Source organism: Actinomadura sp. SCN-SB (assembly GCF_043906805.1).
Lineage (GTDB): Bacteria > Actinomycetota > Actinomycetes > Streptosporangiales > Streptosporangiaceae > Spirillospora.
This window is the reverse complement of sequence record NZ_JBIMPP010000030.1, coordinates 59,001-82,751: the sequence shown is the minus strand read 5'-3', so window position 1 is coordinate 82,751 and position 23,751 is coordinate 59,001. Positions and strand designations below refer to the sequence as shown.

The 23,751-nt window shown below is 72.5% G+C and carries 16 protein-coding genes and 1 riboswitch; of the genes, 7 read left to right on the top strand and 9 right to left on the bottom strand.

Features of this window, described 5'->3' with window-relative positions:
• The first annotated feature begins 350 nt into the window (after nucleotides 1-350).
• Nucleotides 351-1,448, top strand: coding sequence for a phosphotransferase family protein (locus ACGWYJ_RS20490; RefSeq protein ID WP_395107757.1), 1,098 nt, complete (start codon nucleotides 351-353; stop codon nucleotides 1,446-1,448).
• 55 nt (nucleotides 1,449-1,503) lie between these two features.
• Here ACGWYJ_RS20490 and ACGWYJ_RS20485 read toward each other — a convergent pair whose 3' ends face one another.
• From ACGWYJ_RS20485 to ACGWYJ_RS20475, 3 genes are all read right to left on the bottom strand, one after another.
• Entirely contained in the window at nucleotides 1,504-2,976 is a 1,473-nt protein-coding gene (locus ACGWYJ_RS20485; RefSeq protein WP_395107756.1) for an RNA polymerase sigma factor, read from the bottom strand.
• A gap of 264 nt (nucleotides 2,977-3,240) precedes the next feature.
• Nucleotides 3,241-4,737, bottom strand: coding sequence for an RNA polymerase sigma factor (locus ACGWYJ_RS20480; RefSeq protein WP_395107754.1), 1,497 nt, complete (start codon nucleotides 4,735-4,737; stop codon nucleotides 3,241-3,243).
• A gap of 364 nt (nucleotides 4,738-5,101) precedes the next feature.
• Nucleotides 5,102-7,579: a substrate-binding domain-containing protein gene (locus ACGWYJ_RS20475; protein WP_395107752.1), complete on the bottom strand. Its 2,478-nt coding sequence runs from the start codon at nucleotides 7,577-7,579 to the stop codon at nucleotides 5,102-5,104.
• Nucleotides 7,580-7,921: 342 nt separating this feature from the next.
• Between ACGWYJ_RS20475 and ACGWYJ_RS20470 the strand changes: the two genes are divergently transcribed.
• Together ACGWYJ_RS20470 and ACGWYJ_RS20465 are read left to right on the top strand one after the other, a co-directional pair.
• Entirely contained in the window at nucleotides 7,922-8,836 is a 915-nt protein-coding gene (locus ACGWYJ_RS20470; RefSeq protein WP_395107751.1) for an endonuclease/exonuclease/phosphatase family protein, read from the top strand.
• 44 nt (nucleotides 8,837-8,880) lie between these two features.
• Nucleotides 8,881-9,699: a TrmH family RNA methyltransferase gene (locus tag ACGWYJ_RS20465; RefSeq protein ID WP_395107749.1), complete on the top strand. Its 819-nt coding sequence runs from the start codon at nucleotides 8,881-8,883 to the stop codon at nucleotides 9,697-9,699.
• 11 nt (nucleotides 9,700-9,710) lie between these two features.
• Here ACGWYJ_RS20465 and ACGWYJ_RS20460 read toward each other — a convergent pair whose 3' ends face one another.
• From ACGWYJ_RS20460 to ACGWYJ_RS20445, 4 genes are all read right to left on the bottom strand, one after another.
• Nucleotides 9,711-10,667 carry a hypothetical protein gene (locus ACGWYJ_RS20460; protein ID WP_395107748.1) on the bottom strand — a complete coding sequence of 319 codons (957 nt, stop codon included), beginning with the start codon at nucleotides 10,665-10,667 and terminating at the stop codon, nucleotides 9,711-9,713.
• A gap of 134 nt (nucleotides 10,668-10,801) precedes the next feature.
• Nucleotides 10,802-11,170 (bottom strand): hypothetical protein, encoded by a 369-nt coding sequence (locus tag ACGWYJ_RS20455; RefSeq protein WP_395107746.1) that lies wholly within the window; start codon nucleotides 11,168-11,170, stop codon nucleotides 10,802-10,804.
• Nucleotides 11,167-14,241 carry an SseB family protein gene (locus tag ACGWYJ_RS20450; protein ID WP_395107745.1) on the bottom strand — a complete coding sequence of 1,025 codons (3,075 nt, stop codon included), beginning with the start codon at nucleotides 14,239-14,241 and terminating at the stop codon, nucleotides 11,167-11,169. Before ACGWYJ_RS20450 ends, ACGWYJ_RS20455 begins: the two co-directional genes overlap by 4 nt.
• A 131-nt stretch (nucleotides 14,242-14,372) precedes the next feature.
• Nucleotides 14,373-15,734 (bottom strand): aminotransferase class V-fold PLP-dependent enzyme, encoded by a 1,362-nt coding sequence (locus ACGWYJ_RS20445; RefSeq protein ID WP_395107744.1) that lies wholly within the window; start codon nucleotides 15,732-15,734, stop codon nucleotides 14,373-14,375.
• A gap of 56 nt (nucleotides 15,735-15,790) precedes the next feature.
• Nucleotides 15,791-15,907: riboswitch (SAM riboswitch) on the bottom strand.
• A 67-nt stretch (nucleotides 15,908-15,974) separates the two neighbouring features.
• On the opposite strand from ACGWYJ_RS20445, the gene ACGWYJ_RS20440 reads away from it, so the two are divergent.
• Nucleotides 15,975-16,355: a hypothetical protein gene (locus ACGWYJ_RS20440; protein WP_395107742.1), complete on the top strand. Its 381-nt coding sequence runs from the start codon at nucleotides 15,975-15,977 to the stop codon at nucleotides 16,353-16,355.
• 91 nt (nucleotides 16,356-16,446) lie between these two features.
• Here the strand turns inward: ACGWYJ_RS20440 and ACGWYJ_RS20435 are convergent, their stop codons facing one another.
• Together ACGWYJ_RS20435 and ACGWYJ_RS20430 are read right to left on the bottom strand one after the other, a co-directional pair.
• A complete protein-coding gene (locus ACGWYJ_RS20435) occupies nucleotides 16,447-18,924 on the bottom strand; it encodes a transglycosylase domain-containing protein (protein WP_395107740.1) in 2,478 nt (825 codons plus the stop codon).
• 347 nt (nucleotides 18,925-19,271) lie between these two features.
• A complete protein-coding gene (locus ACGWYJ_RS20430) occupies nucleotides 19,272-20,417 on the bottom strand; it encodes an FKBP-type peptidyl-prolyl cis-trans isomerase (protein ID WP_395107737.1) in 1,146 nt (381 codons plus the stop codon).
• 985 nt (nucleotides 20,418-21,402) lie between these two features.
• On the opposite strand from ACGWYJ_RS20430, the gene ACGWYJ_RS20425 reads away from it, so the two are divergent.
• Genes ACGWYJ_RS20425 through ACGWYJ_RS20415 form a run of 3 tightly spaced genes read left to right on the top strand, consistent with a single transcriptional unit; the run spans nucleotide 21,403 to nucleotide 23,722 of the window.
• Nucleotides 21,403-22,380 carry a DUF6282 family protein gene (locus ACGWYJ_RS20425; RefSeq protein ID WP_395107735.1) on the top strand — a complete coding sequence of 326 codons (978 nt, stop codon included), beginning with the start codon at nucleotides 21,403-21,405 and terminating at the stop codon, nucleotides 22,378-22,380.
• Nucleotides 22,377-23,096, top strand: a complete 720-nt coding sequence (locus tag ACGWYJ_RS20420) for a PIG-L deacetylase family protein (RefSeq protein WP_395107734.1) — start codon at nucleotides 22,377-22,379, stop codon at nucleotides 23,094-23,096. Before ACGWYJ_RS20425 ends, ACGWYJ_RS20420 begins: the two co-directional genes overlap by 4 nt.
• Nucleotides 23,093-23,722 (top strand): RraA family protein, encoded by a 630-nt coding sequence (locus ACGWYJ_RS20415; RefSeq protein WP_395107732.1) that lies wholly within the window; start codon nucleotides 23,093-23,095, stop codon nucleotides 23,720-23,722. The genes ACGWYJ_RS20420 and ACGWYJ_RS20415 overlap by 4 nt, the downstream gene beginning before the upstream one ends.
• Nucleotides 23,723-23,751 lie beyond the last annotated feature (29 nt).

The following is a 23,751-nucleotide window of genomic DNA, read 5'->3' as shown; positions in this document are numbered from 1 at the left end:
CGCCGCCGCGGGCCGTGCCCGGGGTGCGAGGCTTCGCGTCGTCCCTGGTGAAGGGCCACTTCGGCGATAGGGAAAGAAAATTGCGAAAAACGGCCGGAAGTGGCCGGTGAGTTACGTCCCGGTTACGCATACCACGCGACCGCGATAGAGCCGCGCCGCCTGTTCCACGGGAGCGGCGGAGCCGATTCCGATAATGCGGTGAGACCGGTTTCCAATGTGCGACGGTACACCTGCGGGCGCCATGAGACACCATGGGACGCCGTCAGCCGCCATGCCCGTGAACCCTCCCGGGTCCACAAGGAGGGGGTGGGGTTCACACCGCGGATCGAGCCACGTTCTAATAGTGGGTCATGACCGTTGACGCTGAACTCCCGGCCGGGGTTCCCGGCATCGACGTCCCCGGCCTGGCCGGGTGGCTCGCCGCCGAACTCCCCGGAAGCGGCCGGATCACGGCGGTGGACCTGCTCGCGGGCGGCCGTTCCAACCTGACCTATGGGATCACCCTGGACGGCGGCCGGCGCATCGTCCTGCGCCGCCCGCCCCTCGGGCATGTGCAGCCCACGGCCCACGACATGGGACGCGAGTACCGCGTGCTGTCGGCGCTGGGCAAGGGCAGCGACGTCCCCGTCCCGACGACCCTGGCGTTCTGTGACGACGAAGCGGTCATCGGCGCGCGCTTCTACCTCATGGACTTCGTCGACGGCAAGGTGCTGCGCACCCCGGAGGACGCCCCGGGCATGACGCCCGAGCAGGCGAGCGCGCTCAGCGACAGGCTCGCCGAGGCGCTGGCCGCCGTCCACCTGGTCGACCTGGAGAAGACGGGTCTCACGGACTTCGGCCGTCCGGCCGGTTACATGGCCCGCCAGCTCAGGCGCTGGGGCAAGCAGTGGGACGGATCGCAGGAGGCGATCCGCGCCACCGGCGCCGAACGCCACCTGCCCGAGTACGACCGGCTGGTCGCGCGGCTCGCGGAGCGGCTTCCCGCCGAGGACGGCGGCCTCACCGGGCTCGTCCACGGCGACTTCCGGCTGGACAACGCGCTCGCGCGGCTGGAGCCCCGGCCGGAGATCACCGCCGTGGTGGACTGGGAGATGTCGACCCTGGGCGACCCCCTCTCCGACCTCGGCCTCACCCTCGTCTACTGGACGCAGGCGTCCGACGCCCAAGCGGAACGGCTGCCGGTCGGGGCGTCGATCACCGCCGCGCCCGGTTTCCACACCCGCAGACGGTTCGCCGAACGGTACGCCGAGATCACCGGCTTCGACCTGGACGCGCTCGACTTCTACGTCGCGTTCGCCTGCTTCAAGCTCGCGGTCATCCTTGAGGGCATCCACGCCCGCTACCTGCAGAAGGCCACCGTGGGCGAGGGCTTCGAGGCCATCGGCGAGGGCGTCCCGGCGCTCCTTGAGCGCGCGCACCGCATCCTCGACGACGGCTCCGTCTGGTAGCGGCCATCGCGTCCCCGCGTCCCGCCCTGACGAGGCGGGACGCGGGGACGTCCGATCAGCAGTAGGAGACCGACGCGGAGCCGCCGGGGGAGAAGGAGACCGAACCCCGGCGCTGGCCCAGGCACAGCCCGTTGGTCCGTGACACCCGCACGCCCGTGGACTCCCCCGCCGCGAGCTGTCCCGAACCGCTCGCGCTCAGCGCGCCGGACGTGCCGGTGACCCGCCACGACACCGGGCCGCCCACCGCGGTGATCCGCACCGTGCAGGACGAGCTCACGCCCATCGAGCAGCCCGACACCGACAGGGAGCCGGGAGGCGGCGGCTCGGGCCTGGACGAGCTGGGCGTGGGCGTCGGCGACTCGGTCGTGGGCGACTCCGACGGCGTCGGGCTCTTCGACGGGGAGGCGCTGGTCGCCGGCGCGGTGGGCGAGCCCGGGTTCTCCGGCTCGGGGCCGAGCGAGTCGGACGGGTCGCCACCGGCCGAGGGGGCGCCCGACGTGCCGGGCACGTCGGGGTCCGCGGAGCCGCTGTTCTCGCCCGCGCCCGCACCCCCGATGGCGGTCATCGCGACCAGCGCCAGCGCGATGGCGGCGGCCCCTCCGGCGAGGGCTGCGAACATCCGCCCACCGCCCCGCTTCTCCGGGCGCTCCCGTGCGCGCGCCGGGGCCGGCTTGTACGGGACGGGCCAGCCGCGGGCGGTGAACGGCTCGGCGTAGGCGGCGATGGCGTGCCGGTTGTCGGCACGGTCGGCGGCGGTCGCCGCGGTCAGCACGTCCAGCCGCAGGTCGCCGGGGATCGCCGCGATCGGCAGCACCGCCAGCAGCCGGTCGGCGGGAAGCGGCGGCGTCTCCCGCCCGCCGCAGGTGGGGCAGCTGTCCACGTGCCGGATCAGCGACCGCGCCGCCTGCGGCGCCAGCGGCCAGGACTCGGTGAGCGCGGAGACGCTGGGGCAGTCCTCCCAGTGGTTCTGGGCGATGAGCGCGGCGTGCAGCGCGATGCCCAGGTCCTCGTGCGTCTCCTCCAGCAACTGCTCGGCCTCGTCCGGCGGGATGCCGAACAGTCCCGCCAGGTCGACGGCGTCGAGCTCGTGCCGGGCGGCGAGGTCGATCGCCTCCCGCTGGCGTCCGCTCAGCGCGGCCAGCGCGCTGTGCGCCAGGGCGCGCCGCTCGTCGCGACGGGCCAGCTGCTCGGGGGTGAGGTCACCGTCGTCGGCCTCGGGCGCCTCCTGCCCGGTGTGCCGGTTGGGGCTCTCGCGGCGGCGCATGCACTCCTTGCGCGCGAGCGCGTACAGCCAGCCGCGCAGGCGCTCGGGCTCGGTGAGCCCGCCGACGTGCTCGCGCGCCATGATCATGGTGTTGCGCAGTGCTCCGGCCGCCTCGACACGGTCGCGGAGCAGGCCATGGCAGTAGTCGTACAGGAACGGGGCGTAGGTGTCGTAGACCTCGGTCAGCGCGATCACGTCGCCGGCGCGCAAGGCGTCCGCCAGCCGTGAATCGTCGTACTGCCCGGGACCTGGCGCAGCGGACACGGAGCCCTCCAGGTGAAGTCGATCTCGGATGTGTCCCCACGGAGCGCCCCGGCGGATCAGGGCACTCCGGTCGCCCGATCTTGCCACCAAACATCCGAGATTTCTGCGACTTGAGGTATTTGTGTGACCGTCGCAGCACACCCTGTCATCGATAACAGCACGTCATGGCCCGGTTTCGGACCGCGCAGAGATCATGAAAAAGTTGAGGGAAGACGCCCGCTTGGAACGGTCCGGACGCTTCATGGTCCCCTCAGGGGAGCCGGATCAGTTTTCCTGGCAGGACCAGCTGACCGACGCCACGCCGTTGGGAAAGAAGCTGACGGTGCCGCTGCCCGGCTCGCAGGGACCGTTGGGACGGGACGCCGTCACGGTGGCCGACTCACCCCGGTCCAGCCTGCCGCCGCCGGGGGCCGCTCGGACGCTCCCGCCGCTGATCGACCAGATGACCGGGCCGCCCACCGCCGTCACGGTGAAGCTGCACGAGTCCTGATCCTCGTTCGCCATGCTGCAACTGCCGACCGCCAGCGAACCCCGCGCCGGCGGGCGCGAGGTCTGGGGTGGCGAGGGCGGACGGGAGGTCCGCGTCCGGGTGGGCGTCGGCGTCGTCGGCGTGGGGGTCGGGGTCGGGGACGAGGTCGTCGGGGTGGGCGTCGGCGTCTCGCTGGGCGACTCCGACGGGTCGGCGGGCGACTCCGACGGCTCGGGCGCGGACGGGCTGCCGGTGGGGCCCTGGGCGCTGGTGCGGTCGTCGGAGCCGCCCGGCACCACCAGGAACGCGCCCACCGCGAGCACGATGACGGCCGCGGCCGCCGCGATGGCGGGCCACAGCCGGGGCGGGCCCCCGCGGCGCTGGTCGTCGCCCTGGTAGCCGGAGCGCTCGGCGGGCAGGGGCCAGCCCCAGGCGTCGAACGGCTCGGCACGCCTGGCGATCGCGCCCAGGTCGCCGGCGTACGCGGGGTCGGTGGCGGTGGAGATGATGTGGCCGCGCAGGTCGGCGGGCATCATGGCGACCGGCAGCACCTGGAGCAGTCCCGCGGTGGACACCGTGCGGTGCCGGCGTTCGGTGCACACCGCGCAGGTCTGGATGTGCCTGATGAGCTTGTAGGCGGCCGGCTGCGGCAGCGGCGCCTGGGGGTCGGGGACCATCGCGGCGACGCTCGGGCAGTCCTCGCGTCCGGTGCGGGCGATGACGACGGCGGCGAGCGCGTCGTCGAGACGGCGGCGGGCGTCGCCGACCAGGTCGCCGGCCTCCTGCGCGTCGATGGCCAGGACGGCGGCGATCTCCTGGACGTCCAGCCCGTGCCGGAGCAGCAGGTCCAGCGACTCGCGCTCGCGTCCGCGCAGCGTGGCCAGGGCGTTGTGCACCATCCGCCGGGTGTCCTGCTGCCGGGCGCGCTCCTCGGCGCTGAGGAACATGTCCTCGACCTCGGGCGCCTCGTGCCGTTCGGCGGGGCGGTGCGGGTCCTGCAGGCGGCGCAGGCACTCGTTGCGCACCAGCGCGTACAGCCAGCCGCGGAACCTGTCGGGCTCCGCCAGCCGGCCGACGTGCGCGTACGCGGCCAGCAGGGCGTCGTGCAGCGCGCCGGCGGCGGACTCCTGGTCGCGTAGCAGCGCGTGACAGTAGTCGTACAGCCGCCCCGAGTAACGATCCAGAAGCCGGATCAGCGCCTCGGGGTCGTTCCCTGCGGCCAGCGATCGCGCGAGGTGCTCGTCGTCCGCGCGATCGGGACTGGGCCAGCCGGGACTGGACGATTCGGACACAGAGTCCTCCCGCGGGTTGAGACATCGGCCGCTCGGCGGCCGGTGGGAACCGATCCGGCTTCAGTCGTCCGGACCCTGTCGTCGCCCCTGATCGAGGACCGAGTGGCTCTCGTCCCGGCCGGTGCGAGGAGCAGGGCCTCGGCATGGGACGGAAGACGAAAGTGACTCGCTGACCCGGGGCTCGGATGGAACCGGCCTGGGGTCAGGTCGGAGGCCCGACGGCCCCGCTCCCCGTCGGGCCTCCATAAGCAAGACGGCCCAGGTCCGGGTCCGGTTGACACGAGTTGGCTGAGATTTTTTGGTTTTTTGTGGCCCCTGGGGTTCATGGGAAGGAAGCGCAGCTCAGACGGCGGAACCGGGGCGCTCAGTTCTGGATCCGGCGGGAGAGCATCTGCAGGAAGATCTTGGAGATCTCCTGCGGGGTCTGGGCGACGGCGGTGGCGCCGCCGGTGGCCCTGGCGATCTGCTCCAGCTCGTTGCGGTCCACCCCGGGGCCGAAACCGATCATGTTGACCTGGATCGGCTTGTTGGGGTCGCGCATCTGCTTCAGCTTGGAGAGCGTCTCCTTCAGCGACGGCCCGTTGGGGTCGTCGTTCTTGCCGTCGGTCAGCAGCAGGATCGAGTTGCCGAACTCGGGCTTGAAGCTGTCGTTCATGTACTTGTACGCGGCCAGCATGGTGTCGTACAGGCCGGTGTCGCCGGTGGGCACGGGACGCATCTTCTGCAGGTTGGACAGCACGAGCTGGCGGCGCGTGACCGAGCCGATGCGCTGGCCCAGCGGACCCATCGACACGGTCTCCTTCCAGTCCTTGTTCCCGTCCAGGTTCGTGGTGAAGAACCACTGCCCCAGCTCGGTGTCGTCCGACATCATGCTGAGCCCGCCCTGGGACACCTGCGCGATCGCCTGCAGCCGGCTGGTGCCCGGCGCGACCTCCTCCAGCATGGAGCCGGAGACGTCGATCAGGGTGAGCATGCGCAGGCCCAGCGTCAGCTTGGCCCACGCCTGCATGACGCCCGCGACCTCGGTCGCCTTGGGCACCGGGAGCTGCCGCGGCCGGGACGGGCTGACGCCCAGCTCGGCGTTGAACCCGTCCGGTGCCTTGCCGTCGGGCGCGCGGAAGCCCTCGGCGCGCACGTCGTTGCGCGTCGCCTCGGTGTTCATCGCCCGTTCGAAGACCCGGGCCGCCTCCTTCTTGGCGGAGTCGGAGGTGGTGACGGTGAACGGGTAGTCCATCGACAGCGTGCCCTCGACCGGGTACAGCGCCACGGCGGGCTCGGCCGGGCTCTTGCGGTTGTAGTTCCACAGCGCCTGCTCCGAGGAGAGCGAGATCGGCTGCTTGCCGGTACGGCCCTTGCGGAACTGGGCGAACTGCGCGTTCACCGTGGGCAGCATGCTTTCCCTGACGGTGCGCACGATCCCGGTGAAGATGGCCTCGCGGTTGGGGTCGTTGGTGAGCAGCGTGTTGGTGACCATCAGCGCGCCCATGCCGGCGCCGTTGCGCGCCGGGTCGGGGACCAGCAGCCGGACCGAGCCGGCGGGGATCATCTGGTTTTTGGTGACGCCGCCGCCCGCGGTGCCGCCCGCCGCCTTGAGCAGGTTGTCCCAGGACGGGGTCGCGGTGATGCCCTGCTGCTTGAGCTGGGTGGCCAGCGTCTGCGGCAGGCCCACCACGATGGGGCTGCTGGCCAGTGACGTCTTGGTGGTCTGGATGGACTGCTTGCCCTTGGGCGAGGCGCTGACGATGGACGTCCAGAGAGAGGTGTCGGGGATCCACACGTCCGGGCGCTTGTTGGCGCCGGTCGCCACGCCCTGGCCGGACAGCAGCGTCGTGATGGACGCGGGCTCGGCGCTGGTCACGTTGGCCTTGACGCACTTGCCGGCGGCCTCGTTCCTGGCCTCGTTGAAGCGGGTCGCGGCCTTCACGACGGCCGGGTGGATGTCGGGTGCCGCGGCGACGTTCAGCGTGATCGCGTCCTCGTCGGCGCAGCCGCCGCCGTTGGCCGCGAACGCGTACACGCCGACGCCCAGCAGGAGCGCCAGGCCGACCGCGCCCGCCATCGGGCCGATCAGAGCGGTCTTGCTGCGCTTCTGCTTGCGCCGCGTCCCGTATCCGCCGGTGCCGTAGTCGCCGGACCCGTAGTCGCCGGACCCGCTGCCGCTCTCGGAGCCGTACCGGCCGGAGCCGCCCCTGCCGGAGCCGCTTCCATAACCGCCTGAGCCGCCACGCCCGTATCCGCCGGGGTCGTTGCTGCCATAACCGCCGCTGCCGTAGCCGCGGGAGCCGCCGCTTCCGTATCCGCCTGAGCCGCCCGAGCTTGAGCCGCCCGGGCCGACCGCTCCACCGCCGCTTCCGTAGCCGCCGGAGCCGTAGCCCCCAGAGCCGTATCCGCCTGAGGCGGAACTGCGGGCGCCGGAGCCGTATCCGCCGGAGCCATAGCCACCCGAGTCGCGTCCCCCATAGGGGCCGGCCGGGCCACCGTCGGAGCTGCGGATCGACTCGTACTGGCCGTACCCGCCGGAATCCGCGGGCGGGGACGCGCCCCCCATCGCGGACGGCGACGGGCCCCCGCCCGATCCGTAGCCACTCGGCGGGCGCCTCAGTCTGTAACCGCCCGTGTCGGACGAGTCACCGTACCCTCCGCCGCCGGCGCCTCCCGCGCTCCCGCCCTGATAGGGCGGCTCCTCCGGGGCGGGCGGCGGCGGTGCCTGGCCGCTTCCCTGCCGGGGGCTGAACCAGTCCGACGTGCCGTTGTCGGCCGGGCCGAAGGTCGGGCGGGCGGGGTCGTTCCCGTTGTCACCCGGCGACCCTTCCGGGATGTCATTACGATGACGACCGCTCACGACTGGCCTCGATTCACCCGTGTCCCTCGATGCTCTCCGGCACTGTAGTAGTACGAACGGAAGGTTACAAAGGGATCATCTATGGTGATGACGCAGGTCATCCGTACATATGCGCAGCTTTGGTCGATGACGTCGCTATCGTCACGGACAGCGTTCGCCGCCACACGGATGGCGCGAAACCTCACCGCCGCCCCGGGCGTCCTTACAGGTAGGGGATGATCTTACGGCCGCCGGGGGGCGTTCTTGAGCGATGTGACCACGTTCGCACCACGGGCGGCGGCCGAGAAGGCGAAACGACGGAGCGGGCCCGGCCACTGGCGCTCCGTTCTGGCTTGGGCGGGCGTGGCCGCTTGGGGGACCTGGGCCGCGGTACGGCTGATCGGCGGCGACCGCGTCCCCCTCATCGAGACGTACGCCGCGCCGCTGCTGGCCTTCACCCCGTACGCCGCGGCCACCACCCCCGTGCCCCTCGCCGCCGCGCTCGTCCTGCGCAGGCGGTGGGCGGCGGTCGCGGCGGGCGCCGTGGCGCTGGCACTGGTCGCGCCGGTGGCGCCGCGGGCGATCGGCGGCGGGCAGCCGGACGCCCGCGGCCCCGCCCTGCGGGTGCTCAGCGTGAACCTCTACTACGGCAGGGCCGACGCCGGTGCACTGCTCGATCTCGTCCGGCGCACCCGTGCCGACGTGCTCAGCCTCCAGGAACTGCCGCGGGAGGCGGTGCGGCGGTACGAGGCGGCCGGGCTCCGGACCCTCCTGCCGTACGCGGTCGTGGACACGCGGCCGGCCGCCTCCGGATCCGGCCTGTACTCGCGCCACCCCTTGCGCAGGCTGCCCGACGTCCCCGATACGAGCGTCGCGACCCCGAGGGCCGAACTCACGCTCGCCGGTGGCCGCCGGGTCCAGGTGACCGCCGTCCATCCGCTGCCGCCGCTCTCCGCGGAGGACCAGGAGTCGTGGAAACGCGACATCGGCCGGCTGCCCTCCGCGACGCCCTCCGGGCCGGTCCAGATCCTGGCCGGGGACTTCAACGCCACCCTCGACCACGCCACCCTGCGGCGCCTGATCGGGCGCGGGTACGCCGACGCCGCCGACCGCGCGGGCTCCGGGCTCGTCCCCACCTGGGGCACCGGCGACATCCGCAGGCCCATCACCATCGACCACGTGCTGGTCGACGAGCGCTGCGCCGTGACCGGGTACGGCGTCCACGGCATGCCGGGCAGCGACCACCGCGCCGTCCTCGCCGTGATCCGCCTGCCCTGACCGAGAGGCGCGGCCCGGGTGGGCGGGGTGGGCAGAATGAGGGGATGGCCAGGCTGGTACACCTCTCCGATCCCGGCGATCCGCGGCTCGCCGACTACTTCGGGCTGCGGGACGTGACGCTGCGCAAACGGCTGGAGACCGAGCACGGCCTGTTCATCGCCGAAGGCGAGAAGGTGATCCGGCGCGCCGTCGGCGCGGGCTACCCCGCCCGCTCGTTCCTGATGTCCCGGCGCTGGGTGGAGCCCCTCGCCGACCTGCTCGGCACGGTGGACGCCCCGGTGTACGTGGCCGACGACCCCACCGTCGAGGCCGTGGCGGGATTCCCGGTGCACCGCGGGGCGCTCGCGTCCATGGAACGGCTCCCCGTACCGCCGGTGGCGGAGACCGTCGCGGCGGCGCGGCGCGCCCTCGTCCTGGAGGACCTCGTCGACCACGGGAACGTCGGGGCCATCTTCCGGTGCGCGGCGGCGCTCGGCGTCGACGCCGTCGTCCTGTCGCCGCGCTGCGCCGACCCGCTGTACCGGCGCGCCATCAAGGTGTCGATGGGGGCGGTCTTCGCGATCCCGTACGCGCGCATGACCAACTGGCACGACGACCTGGCCATTCTCAGGGACGCGGGGTTCAAGCTGCTCGCCCTCACCCCCGACCCGTCGGCCACGCCGATCGACAGGGCGCCGCTCGGCGACAAGGTCGCCCTCATGCTGGGGACGGAGGGCGACGGCCTCTCCTCACGCTGGCTGCGGCAGTCGGACGAGCCGGTGCGCATTCCCATGAGCCCCGCCGCGATGGCGAACGGCGTCGACTCCCTGAACGTGGTGGCCGCCGCCGCGATCGCCTGCCACAGCCTCATGCGCGCCGTGTGAGCGGCCGTCGATCACTTGCCGAACAGGCCGCGGCGCGGACGGCGGTGCGCGCCCACCCGACGCCCGGACGTCGCGTACGCCCGCCCCGGCGCGACGCGCCTGCGTCCGAGCCGAAGCTGCGTGAGCAGCACCGAGAACGCGACCAGCAGCGCCGCCAGCCACGCCACCTGGGTGCTGGCCATCCGCTCGAAGGTCAGGTCCTGGGCGACCGGGGCCTTGTTGTTCTGCAGTCTGCTCTGCGGCACCGGCGCCGACTGCGGCGCCACCGACGGGCTCGGCGGGGCGAGCGGCGGCGGCAACGCGATCCGCGGGCTCTGCGGGCCCCCGAACGACGCGTTCGGGGCCGGCGGCGTGTACGACGAGCCGCCGCTCGACCCGGATTCCGAGCCGGAGCTCGACGAGTCGCCGTCGTCGTCCTTGTCGTCGTCGTCCTCGCCCTTGTCGGTGGGCGTCGGGGACGGCTTCGTGGGCGTCGGAGTCGGCTTCGTGGGCGTCGGAGTCGGATCGGGCTCGGGCGCCTGGAAGGTGATCTTCGTCGTGCGTGGTTCGGCGGGCTCCGGCTCGCCTTCCTCGGGGGTAAAGGTCGCGGTGACCGTGAGGGTGACGACCGTGTCCTCGGCGATGTCGCCCGTCAGCGCGATCCGGTAGGAGATCGTGGCGGTCGCGTCCGCGACCTCGGAGAGGTCGCAGACGTCATCGTCGGGTGCCTCGCCTCCGGGGCAGGTCGTGTCCAGCGTCGCCGGCGCGTCGCCGATGGTCGCCTTGACGGTCACACCCTTGAACCCCGTCTCCTCGGACAGCCGCTCAAGGGTCGACGGGACCGTGATGGCCCTCCCGTCCGTGCTGAGCTCGGCGGGCAGGCCCGGCGGCTCCGGCGGGACCGCCAGGACGGGGACCGCTCCAGCCGCGAGGATCGCCGCGGCGCCGAGGCCGATCAGGATCGGTTTCCCTGCCGATCGGTGAAGCACAGCCCCAGCACCTCCGTCGCGCCTACGTGTCGCCGTTGACCGCCGAGGGCATGCCTGCACCCCCGAATGTCGCAGCCAACATGCCAACACGGAACTATGCGACAAAGCAACACCGTGGGCGCTTCTTTATGTGATCAGCTGAATTCCTCCTGAAGATCCTGGATCTCCGCGCGCGGGGCCCATGCCTGCCACACTCCGTGATCGACCCTGTCCAGGCCGAGGCTCTCGGCGACGGGCGCGCGGCCGCCGGTGTACTCGACCCGCAGCCAGCCGTCGTGCTCGCCGACGACGACGAACCGCTCGCCCCGCCACACGCACGTCGTACGGACGTAACGGAGCTCCTCGACCTCGAAGAACGGGACGACGCGGCGGAACCGCCCGGGACGCATCTCCTCGAAGCCGTCGGTCGGCTCCGGCGCGTAGAGCCGCACCTCTCCGTCGGCTCCCGGTGAGGCTTCGAACTCGCGGCCGAGCCACCGCGCCACGTAGCCGTCGCGGATCATTGCGCGGCTCCTTGGCCTTGGCCGTCCCACCCATCCGGCTGGGGAGCGGTGCCGTTCTGCGGACGCAGCCAGGCCAGCCGGTCGGGGTCGTACATCGCGACGAAGCGCTCCGACCCGTCGGCGCCGAGGTGGTACATCTCGGCGCCGTAGGGCAGCCGCACGCTGTCCACCTTGTACTCGCGGATCGACCCGGCGCTGCCGGGCGCGAACCCGCCGCCGAGGAACGGCGGGCGCTCGACCACCCAGCCCGCGTCGCCCCAGGCCGCCAGCTCCTCCTCGGTCTGGCCGCCGAACGGGATGCGGTAGAGGTCCGGGCAGTACGCGGGCCAGCGGATCACGTGCACCCCCTGGTCGTCCGGGCGGAACGGCGAGTCGTCGTACAGCAGGCCGAGCGTCTCGTACAGCTGGAGCGGCGTCTGCAACTCGGCGACGTCGGAGGTCGGGTGGACGAAGCCGCCGACCCGGTCGTAGCCCTGTTGCAGGTACCAGTCGACGTGGTGGTGCGGCACCACCTTCTGCATGATCGTGGGCTGAGGGGACCGTTCGGCCTCCGGGTCGGGCCCTGGAACGGGGGCCCGCGCGGGGGCGGGCTCCTCGACCTCGGCCGCGGGCGGCGCGCCGGGCGAAGGCGCGGTCGCGAGGTCCTGCGCGGTGGCCGGTTCGGCGGCGCGGACCGGGGGCAGGTCCGCCACGGTGGCGTCGGGCCGCTGCTGGGACGGGGGCGGCGTGGGCACTTCGGGACGCGGCTGCACCAGGCCGACCCGGACCGCCCATTCGCTGAGCGCCCGCACCTGGTCGCCCCGGAGGGACGCGCCGATCCGGGTGCCGGGGTTGAGGAGCATGTCCCATTCCGGGTCGGGCCACGCCCCGATCAGCTCGCGGAAGTCCGCGTACACGAACCGCGACTCGGGCAGCACCTCCTGGAGCCGTACCAGGGAGGTGAAGACCTGGACGGCGGAGGGGCCGCGCAGCGCCGCCTCCCAGCGGAACTCGCGCTGGATGGGCGTGACCTCCAGCGGCGCGTCCGCGGGGATCGGCACGAGCACGTTGGCGCCGAGCAGCACCCGCAGGAACGCGTCGGAGTCGCCGGCCAGCGCCGCCTCGTACAGCTCCTGGTCGATCCGGTTGCCCGGCTCGAACTCGGTTTCCGGGGGCGGCGGACGGGTGTCGGCCGCCTCGTTCGCCGAGGCCGCCTGCGCCGGGGGCGCGGACGCGGGAGCCGCCGACGGGATCGTCTCGGGCTCCTCGGCATGAACGGGTTCCGGTTCGGCGGGCGGCCCGGTCTCCCCTGGCTGAGCCGGGGGTTCGGGGGCGGGCGCGGGGGGCGCGGCGGGCGCCGCCGGTGCGGAGTCGCCGGTGCCGGAGTGCGGCGGGCCGCCGAGGGCGCGGACCCGCTCGCCGGGCAGCGTCGCGTCGATGGGCGTGCCCGGGTTGAGGATGAGCGTCCATTCGGTGTCCGGCCACGCGTTGACGATCTCCAGCAGGGTCGGCATCACGAACCGCGACGACCCGATCGCCTCGTTCATCCACTTCAGCGAGGTGAACACCTGGATCGCGACGGCGCCGTGCACCGGGACGGGCCGCCACGGGAACGCGGGGTCGTCCGGGGCGATGCCCCACGGCGTCTCCGGGTCGGCCGGGACCAGGACCTGCGCGCCCAGCAGCACCTTGAAGAAGCCGTCGGTGTCGCGCCGCAGCGCCGCGTCGAACAGCCGCCGCTCCACGTCGTTCTGCGGCTCGAACCCCTCGGACATGCGGCGGGCCGCGCGCTGGTCCGCCCAGGTGGCCAGGCCGGACAGCTGCTCGGCCAGGATCGTGCCGCCGGCGGGGGAGCCGGGGTTGACCGCCAGCGGGCGGTCGCGGTCGGGCCAGTAGCGCAGCACCACGGTGAACGGCAGCGCGATGGAGTCGGTGCCCGTTCCGGCGGACCGCGCCGCCTCCACCAGACGCTCCCGCGAGGTGAACACCGGGATCACGGTCGTCCCGTCGACCTCCCTGGTGGACCAGGGGAAGCCGGGACGGCCGGGCCGTGACAGGTAGTCCAGGTCCTCGGGGACGGGCAGCAGCACCTCGGCGTCGGCCAGCGACTGAAGGAAGAGGTCGTGGTCGTTGGTGGTGGCCGCGCGAAAGAGGTCCCGCTCGACGTCGTTGGCGGGCTGGAACTCCGAACGCCGCTGCTCCTCACGCGGCAGTTCCCGGTGCCGGCCCTGAAGCTCCTCCCACTGCGCCTGGTCATCGCGTGCCTCGGCGTCCGCGGCGGCGGCCGGGGGAACGTCGGGGACGACGGGGTTGTCCAGGCGCGTGACATCGGCGGCATCGGGCTGCGGCGCCGCGGTCTCCTCGCTCAGGCCCGGCGCCATGCCGCCCTCGGGCAACTGCGAAGGCTCCGGCACAGGGCCATCCGGAGCGTGGGGCTCCGGTGCGGGAGCCTCCGCGGCCGGGGCCTGCGGGGCGGGCGCGTCCAGCGGGGGTGCGTCGGCCGCCGCAGGCGTCGGGGCGGGGGATTCCCGCACGGTGCCGCCGTCCGGCGCGGGCGCGTCCGTTACGGGTGTGGGTGCCGGTGCCTGCGGCGCCGGTGGCGGAGGCGCGGGCGTCGACGACGGGAGCGAGGTGGGGGTGTCACGGCCCGCCTTGGGAAGACCGGTGTCGCCCTCGACGACCTGCTTGATGAACCAGGAGGGCATGCGCGCCTCGATCGGCAGCACCACCTCGTCCGCCCCGCGCGCGGGCACGTCCACCGCGAGCCACCACCGGGCGTCCGGCCAGGTCTGGGCGAGGTCGGTGAACCTCAGCCGCAGGAAGTGCCGGTACGCGGGCCCCAGGCACTCCCGCATCGCCGCCGCCGAGGTGTAGGCCAGCACGTGCGTGCGGCCCTCCTCCTCCTGGACGGGCCAGGTCGGCTTGTCCCGGTCCGCGAGCACGTCGTCGATCCGGTCCGGCGGCACGGGGATGACCAGCTCGCTCTGCGCGAGCACGCGGAAGTACCCCTCCTGGTCACCGCTCCGCACCGTCTCATGCAGCCGGCGCTCGAGTTCCGACGTGGGCCGCCACGCGTCGGCCACGGTCGCCACCCCCTGTTTCCTCCCGCGCTGGCATGCGCGTCACCTGCATCCCGCCCCGCCGGACCCGGCCGGGCACAATCCTGCCCGCCCCGCGCCCGGCGACCGGGCTCTTGACGCGCAAGTTACGGACCCGCCTTACGCTACATGGACGAACAGGCCGAAAGTTCCCCAGCGATGTCGTGGGCGAGGGCGTCCACAAGCCGATCGACATGCGCCTCGGCCGTACCGATGCCGAAGCTCGCCCGCACCGCCGTGGCCGGCGCATCGGACGCGCACGCCGGCTCGCCGTTGAGCAGGTGCCGCACCAAAGGATGGGCACAGAACATTCCATCCCGGACGCCGATGCCATGGACCTCCGACAGCCTAAGGGCCACGTCCCGAGCGTTCCAGCCGTCCACCGAGAACGACACGATCCCCACCCGGGGGCCATGGCCGCCCCACAGCGACAGCTCGCGCACGCCGGGGAGCGTCGCGATGCCGGCGCGCAGCCTGGCCAGCAGGCGTTCCTCGCGTTCGATCAGCGCCTCCCACCCGATGGCCGTGAGGGTCTCGCAGGCCGCGGCGATCGCGATGGCGCCCAGCACGTTCGGCGTGCCCGCCTCGTGCCGCCGGTGGACGTCGGCGGACCAGCGGACGGACTCGCCGCGCCCGGTGACGGCCGCGGTGGCGCCCCCGCCCTTGAGGTAGGGGGCGGCTGCCTTCAGCCAGTCCGCCCTGCCCGCCAGCACGCCCGCGCCGAACGGCGCGTACAGCTTGTGCCCGGAGAAGGCGACGTAGTCGAGGCCGAGCGCGGACATGTCCAGCGGGCGGTGCGCAAGGAGCTGCGCGGCGTCCACGGCGATCCTGGCGCCGTGGCGTCGCGCCGTCCGGGCCAGCTCGGCGATCGGCCACACCTCGCCGGTCACGTTGGACGCGGCCGTCACCACCAGCAGCCGCGGCCCGATGGGGGCGCCGGCCAGCGCGCGGTCGGCGGCGGCGATCGCCTCCGCGGGGGTCGTGGGCGCGGGCAGCCGAACGGCGCGCTTCCAGGGGAGCAGCGAGGCGTGATGCTCGGTCTCGAACACCACCGTGGTCGTCCCGGGCGGCGCGGCGTGCGCGAGGAGGTTCATGGCGTCGGTGGTGTTGCGCGTGAAGACGACCGCCGCACGCGTCCACGCCCCGAGGAAGCCGCGAACCGTCTCACGCGCCCGCTCGTACGCTTCGGTGGTGACCTGGGAGGCGTACCCCGCGCCACGGTGGACGCTGCTGTAGTACGGGAGCGCGGCGGTCACGGCCTCCTGTACGGCCTCCAGGCAGGGCGCGCTCCCGGCGTAGTCGAAGTTGGCGTAGGTGGTGCTTCCGCCCCCGTCCAAGGGGACGACCGTGTCGGCACCGATGACGCGCGGAAATTCCGCGACCTCACCGCCGCTCCACGGCGTCTTAGCAAGTACGTGGGACGGCGAAGACGGGGGACGGAGGCGCGAGGTGCGGTGGGCGAACGTGCCGTTGACTGCGCCGGACATGGGCGACCCTCCTCAGGGCTCCAGGACCCCGTCAGGTGTCGGCCACCCGGCCACGGGATCCGCGCTTGCCGGAGCGCGGTGCCGCGTCCGGCCGGGTCATCACCCGGGGCACCCCATCGCGGACGAAGGGTTGCCGGCCAGCGAGCCGGGGCTTGGCGCTGGCGCTCATGACCTCATGCGAAGTATAGGCCGGTTGCGGGAGCATGTGCCGGTAGGGACGGGGACGAAGCGGAGGACGCGATGGGATACAGGGCGGTTCGGGCACTGGCCGGGGGAGCGGTGCTGCTCGGCGCGTCCGGGCTGCTGGGCGGGTGCGGGCTGCTGGGCGGCAACACCGACGAGGTCTGCGCCAGTGCCAAGGCGGCGTTCCAGCAGTACATGACGCAGGTCAGGACCGTGTCCGCGAACGATCCGGCGCAGTGGAAGAAGTCCACCGAGCAGCTCGCGGCGCGCGTGGAGGGGCTGTCGCGTACGGCCGAGGACGAGGACCTGAAGAAGGCGCTCGAGTCCGAGGCCGACCACCTTCGCACCGCCGCCAACGCCGTCGGCACCGGTGACGCCGCCCAGCTCAGCAGCGTCATCGCCGCCACGCCCGACCGCATCGGCGGCGCCTGCGACTGACGAGCGCCCCGCCCGGCACGTCCACCAAGACAGGGCCGTTCGAGCAGATCGACGCCGCCTCCGCGCGCGGAACGCGGGGCGGCGTCGATCGTCAGAAGACGTTGGGGCGGGGGCCGCCCGGCCGCCCCACACCTCCGGGTTCGTCGTCTCCGCCACCGCCGTCATCCGGATCGTCCGGCCTGCCGGGGGTCGGGAGGGGCAGGCCGGGGTCCTCGTCGGTGGGCGGGTCCGAGGGCTCCTCCGGCTCCTCCGAGTCCGGCGGGCGCGTCGGGTTCAGCTCGTCGGGACGCTCGTCACCCGGAGTGTCGGACGGCCGCCCGAAGTAGTCGCCGCCGGTGTTGACCGAGGGCGCGCCGAACGACTCGGGCGGGTAGCCCTTGATGGTCACGACCTCGGTCATGTAGTCGTGCCAGATCCGTGCCGGGAGGACACCGCCGTACACCCCGTACCCGGGGATCCTCAGCGGCTTGCTGTCGCTGCGGAACATGGACACGCTCGTGGCGAGCTGCGGGACGAATCCGTTGAACCAGATCGCGCGGCCCTCGTCGGTGGTGCCGGTCTTGCCCGCCACGTCGCGGCCGTCGGGAAGCCGCGCCGCCGTTCCCGTGCCGGACCTGACCACCTGCTCCATCGCGTACGTGGCGTCCCGGGCCACCTCCTGGCTGAACGCCCGCTTGCCCGGCTCGCTGAACGTGCGCCTGTGGTCCTCGTTGTTGGTGACCGACTTGACCACGTACGGGGTGTGGTACTCGCCCTCGGCGGCGAACGTCGCGTACACCCCCGCCTGCTGCACCGGGTGGATCGAGATGACGCCCAGCGGGAACGTCGGCGCGGTGTTGGCGCCGTTGGCGGTGAGCTGGCTCTCGGGGATGCCCATCTTCTCGGCCATCTTCGTCACCTTGTCCAGCCCGATCTCGCGGCCGAGGTTGACGTAGGCGGTGTTGACCGAGTTACGGGTCGCCTCGACCAGGCTGACGTAGCCGTAGCTGCGGCCGCCGTCGTTCTCCACCCGCGCGCCGTTGTAGTACTGCGGGGACGAGCCGTTCACCGAGTCGTACAGCTTCATCCCGTCGTTCAGCGCGGCGGCCAGCACGATCGGCTTGAACCCGGACCCCGCCTGCGCCCAGTCGCCGAACGAGCTGCTCAGCGCCTCGGTGAGGTAGTCACGGCCGCCGTAGAAGGCCAGCACCTGACCGGTCTTCGGGTCCACCGACACCAGCCCGGTGCGGATCCTCTTGCTCATCCCGTCCGGGGAGTTGGCGAGCACCGCCTTCCGCGCGGCGTCCATCAGCCGCTTGTCGAAGGTCGTGATGATCTTCAACCCGGACCGGTTGATCTCGTCCTCGCTGTAGCCGCGGCGCTCGATCAGCTCCTTCTTGGCCACGTTGACCATGTAGCCCTTCTGGCCCTTGAGGATGTTGGTGATCTTCTGCTTGGCCGGCATGGGGAACGTCATCGCGGACGCCTCGGCCTGGCTGATCGCGCCGTCCTTGACCATGTTGGCCAGCACCGCCCGCCAGCGCTGCTCGGCCATGGCGCGGTTCGGCCCGGTCGGGTCGGCGAACCTGCTGGGCTGCTGGATCGCCGCCGCCAGGTAGGCGCCCTCGCGCGCGGTCAGCTCCTTGACGTCCTTGCCGTAGTAGGCCCGTGCGGCGGCCTGCACGCCGTAGGCGTCCCGGCCGAAGAAGATGGTGTTGAGGTACTGCTCAAGGATCCAGTCCTTGTCCTTCTCACGCCCCACCTTCAGGGCGACCATGATCTCCTTGAGCTTGCGGTCGACCGAGCGCTCCTTGCCGATGCCGCCGTAGTAGTTGCGGACCATCTGCTGGGTGATGGTGGAGCCGCCTTGGAGCTGCTCGCCCGTCAGCGTGGACCACAGCGCCCGGGTGGTGCCGCGTACCGACACGCCGGGGTCGCGGTAGAAGCTGCGGTTCTCGGCCGCGATCACCGCGTCCCGCACGCCCTTCGGTATCTCGTCGATCGGGACCGCGTCGCGGTTGACCCCGGTCTTGGCGATCACCGTCTTGCCGTCGGAGTAGTAGAAGGTCGGCCCCTGCGCGATCGCCTCCTCCTGCGGGGACGGGACGGGAGTCATGAGGTAGGCCACCCCGAACGCGGCCAGGCAGAGCCCGATGAACGCCAGCAGGCCGAACAGCGCCCGCCGTCCGTACCGGGCCGCTCTGCCCCGCCGCTTCCCGGGCGGACGCCCCGAGCCTCCTCCCGCCGCCGCGGCGGGCTCCTCGGTCTCGTCCGGAACGGGCGGAACGATGCTGGGGGGCGCTGCGGGCGGCGTGACGGAGGTCGCGGGCACGGTCAGGTCACGGCGGGTCGCGTCCGCGTCGGGGACCTCGGCCTCGTCCTTGGGCGTGTCCCTGGGCGCGTCCTTGGGCTCGTCGGGCCCGGCCACGGCGTCCGTGCCGGAGGGCTCATCGAAGGCGTCGTCGCCGTAGACGGTGCCGCTCAACGGATCGCTCTCCGCGCTGGAGCCGGAGTCGCCGGGCGCGTCGTCGTTCGTCGAATCGGTTTCGAGGTCCGTCTCGGTGTCGCTGGGGACGCCGTTCTCATTCATGTTCGCGGCGATGTCGTCATTCTCGGATCGGTGGGATTGTCGGCTTATGCTCGGGCCCGGGGCGGGGTCCTCTCCCGCGCGGCCCGCGGTCGGGCTCTCATCGCTGCTGCTCACAAGCCCCCCGCGACTGCTTCGTGACACCGACGATACCCCGAGGGCGGCGACGATGGCGGCGCGTCGGGACTCATGGCACAGTGCTCCCTTCAGTAAGGACGAACGGGGGGCCTCGGCGGTTGTCTTTCCTTTTTTCCCGCCGCGAACGGGATCCCGGAAAGGCGAACGGCGGGCCATCCGAATCGGATGCCCCGCCGTCCGGCGTTCTTGGGACCGGTGCTAGGTGAGAACGGTCACTTGGGCATGACGCCGAGGATGTCCACCACGAAGACCAGGGTGTCGGTGCCCTTGATGCCGGCCTGGGGGTTGCCCTCCTTGCCGTACCCGTCCTTCGGCGGCAGGACGAGCAGGACGCGGCTGCCGACCTTCTTGCCCTGGAGGCCCTTGAAGAACCCGGTGGCGCCCTCGGTGGTGTTGAGCGGGAACGAGGAGAGCTGGCCGCGCTCGTAGCTGGAGTCGAACTGCTTGCCGTCCCGCCAGAGCAGGCCACGGTAGTTGACGACCACGACGTCGTTCTTGGTGGTGGTGGCGCCGGTGCCCTCGATGACGGTCTCGGCCTTCAGATCCTTGGGCGGGTCCGCCTTGGGGATGGTGACCTTCGGCCCCTTGCCGGCCTCCATGGCGCCGACGGCGGGCAGGTCCTTGCCGAGCTTCTTCGGCGTCCCCTGCGCCTGCGCGTTCTTGGGGTAGGCGTCCAGCACGTCGACCACGAACACGACCCAGTCGGTGCCGGAGAGCCCCATCTGCTGCCCCGACTGGCCGAAGCCCTCGGACGGAGGGATCTGCACGATCACCCGGCTGCCGGCGGTCTGCCCGACCAGGGCCTTGTCCAGGCCCTTGAGCTCGGTCTTGCCGACGGTCATCGGCAGCACCTGCTCTCCCGCGGGGCGCTCCCAGGACGAGCTGATCTTCTTGTTGGTGCTCTCGTTCGGCTTCTTGATGTCCGTGCTCTTGGCCCACTGGTAGAACACGAACTTCACCATCGCGGTGTCGCCGTTGGCGAGCTTGTGCCCGTTGCCCTTGATCACCGGGGTGACCTTGAGGCCGCCGGAGGGGACGAGGTCCTTGGGGATGCTGACCTTCGGCGCCTTGCCCAGCGCGCCGGTGGCGGCGATCGCCGGGCCCGGACGCGTCGCGATGTAGGTGACGCCGGCGGTGATCGCCAGTACCGCGACCACCGAGAGCGCGATCCCTATGCGCCGCTGCCTCTTGGCCTGCGCGGCGGTCTTGCCCGACGGGCGCGGGCCCCGGCTGCGGTTCCCTCCGCTGATCCCGTGCGGGGTGAACTCCGGGCTCCGGATGTTCTTCGCGTTCGGCAGCTTGGCCGTGGGCTTGGCCTTGACCGTACGCTCACCCCGGGGCTTGTCATCCTCGGACATGTTTCCTCACTCGCTCCGGGCTCGACGACACACCACGCGCGTCACACCCTGCCACCGCGGACCTAAGGTGGATGTGAAAGCGCGGCAAAAGCGGACCAGAACCGCAATCTACCGGTCCCGGGAGGGTCCGGCGTCCGCCGCGGCACGGGCCGCGCGGGCCGCCGGCGGTCTCGCGGCGCTCACGGGCAGCCAGTCTGGTGGAGCCGGGCCGATCTGTCACCCCGGCTCGCACATCCGGCTCCGCCGCGCCGCCTTCAGGACGGCCCGGCCATCACGCCGCGCGGGAAGCCGCCTTGGGCGGATCACCGCCCGCCCGTTCAGCCCCCGCGAGCCCGAGCACCCCGGACGGGTCTCATGACCGGCCCGATGGCGGGGAGGACGGTGGTGATCACCGAGCCGGTCGCCTGCGACGTCGCCTCGCTGGCCGCCGTGCGCGAGCCGGCCTTCCAGTCCAACCATCTCGCGCCGTTCCTGCTCACGGCGCTGCTGCTGCCACGGCCGCGCGAGTCGGCCCGGGACGCGCCGGTACGGGTGATCACCACCTCCAGCCGGGGCAAGTGGTTCGGCCGGCTCCGGATGGACGACCTGGAATGGGAAGCGGCGCCGGTACGGGGGCGGCTGGCTCGCCTACGGCACCACCAAGCTCATGAACATCCTGTTCACGCGGGAGCCGGCGCGCCGCGTCGAGGGGACGGGCATCGCGGCGGTCCGCTTCGATCCGTCCCTCGGGCCGCGCCGGCCCGCTGGTGTGGCCGGCCGCGTCCGCCGACGTGGCCGGCGCGAGCGGTTCCTACTACATGGGTTTCCAGAAGGACGCCCGGGTGCATCCTCATGGCAACGACCGGGAGCTGGCCGCGCACCTGTGAAACCGTTCGGCCGCGTTCGTCGCTCCCTCTATGTGAGTCGTTCGTCACCCCACTTGACGATGTCGCCGAGATTGTTAACAATCTTTGCCACCGGTATGGCGACAAATTGAGGGGTGGCGATGGCGGAGCATCCGGTCCCGTCCGGGCGGGCGCGTGAGCTCGTCGCCGGTGCCTACGACGTGCACATCCACGTCGCGCCCGACGTGATGAACAGACGGATCGACGATCTCGCCCTCGCGCCCAGGTTCGCCGACGTGGGGCTGGCCGGGTTCGTCCTGAAGTCCCACTACGTCCCGACCACCGAACGCGCCGCCGTCGTGCGCGCCGCCGTGCCCGGGTTCGGGGCGGTCGGGGCCATCACGCTCAACGGCTCGGTCGGCGGCATGAACCCGATCGCCGTCGAGGTGGCCGGACGCGGCGGCGCGCAGATGGTGTGGCTGCCGACGGTCGACAGCGCCAACCAGCGCGAGTGCACCGCCCAGGACCCCGAGGGCGCGCGCCCGCCCATGTGGGCGCGGCTCCAGGAGGAACTGCGCGAGGAGGGCATGGCCGCCGACCCGGTGGACGTGGTCGGCCCCGACGGCACGGTGCTGGACGCCACCCGGCAGGTCCTGCGGGTGATCGCCAAGCATGACCTGACGCTGGCCACCGGTCATCTCAGCGCGGCGGAGATCGACGCGGTCGTCGACGCCGCCGTGGACGAGGGCGTGCGCAGGATCGTGATCACCCATCCCGAGTTCACCTCGCAGCGGATCGCGGTGGACCGGCAGCGCGCGCTCGCGGCGAAGGGCGCCCTTCTCGAACGGTGCTTCACCACCCCCTACACCGGCAAGGTGACCTGGGAGCTGTGGCTGGAGAACATCCGCGCCGTGGGTCCCGAGCACTCGGTGCTCTCCAGCGACCTCGGCCAGCCGTTCAACCCGCCGGTCGAGGACGGGCTGGCGCTGCTGGCCGACCGGCTGCTCGCCGAGGGGTTCACCGACGAGGAGATCCGGGTCATGGCCGTCCACAACAGCCGGTGGCTGGCCGGTGCCGACCAGGAACGGCACCGGGGCGAGACCACCCCGACGGGCGCGGCGGAAGGGACGAGCGGATGAGCGAGCGGCGGCGGCTGCTGGTGGTGGGGGCGCACAGCGCCGACTTCGTGTGGCGGGCGGCGGGGGCGATCGCCCGCCACACCGCCGCGGGCGGCGAGGCGATCGTGGTCGCCCTGTCCTACGGGGAACGCGGTGAGTCCGGCGAGCTGTGGAAGCAGCCGGGCCAGACCGAGGAGAACGTGAAGAAGATCCGGCACGCGGAGGCGGAGCAGGCCGCCACGGCGGTCGGCGCCCGACTGGAGGCGTTCGACCTGGGCGACTACCCGCTGGAGGTGGGGGCCGAGGGACTTCGGCGGCTGACCGACCTCATGCGCGACTTCGCGCCGCATGTGGTGCTCACCCACCCCGAGCGCGATCCGTTCAACCCGGACCACCCCGTAGCGCACGCGGCGGTGCAGCGGGCGCGGCTCATGACGTCCGGCGCCGTCGTCGCCAGCGGGTTCACGACGGCGCCGCCCTCGGAGTTCCTGGTGTTCGAACCGCACCAGCCCGAGCTGTGCGGCTTCGTGCCGACCGTGTACGTCGACATCACCCCGGTGTTCGAGCGCAAGGTCGAGGCGATGTCGGCGATGGCCGCGCAGGTCTACCTCCAGGAGTACTACAAGCAACGGGCCGAGCAGCGCGGCAACCACGCGCGCAAGGTCACCGGCGACAGCGCCATCCGCCATGCGGAGGCGTTCCAGCGGCTCCTGCCGAACGTGGTGGGGACCCTGTGAGCGCCGCGAACGCCGCCGCCGAACTCGCCGCGGCCGGGGTCGCCACCGTCTACGAGGCGGGCGGCAGGGTCGGGCTGCTCGACGAGGACTTCGAGCCGGTCCTGCCGGGCGCGAAGGTCGCCGGCCCGGCCCGCATCGCGCTGTGCGGGCAGGACGACAACCGTGCCGTCCACGAGGTCATGGCGCACCTGCGGCCGGGGGACGTGCTCGTCCTGACCATGCCGGAGCCGCGGCCCGTCGCCCTGCTCGGCGACCTCCTCGCCACGCAGGCGAAGGCCGGCGGCGCCGCCGGGGTGCTGGTGAACGCCTCCGTCCGGGACGTGGCCGAGCTGCGCGAACTGGGCCTGCCCGTGTGGACGCGGTGGCGCCGTGTCCGCGGCGCGACCAAGGACCACCGTGGCTCGATCGACGTTCCCGTCACCATCGGCGGGACCACGATCGCGCCCGGCGACCTGGTCGTCCTGGACGACGACGGCGCGATGGCCGTCCCGGCCGACGCCGTGGACACGACCCTTGACGCCGTCCGGGCACGGCTGGAGAAGGAGGCCGGGCTGCGCGACCGCTGGCTGGCGGGCGAGCTGAGCTACGACGCCTACGGAATGCGCGCCGAGGACGAGAAGCGGTAACCCACCCTTTCTCCGCCTTTCCTCGCGGG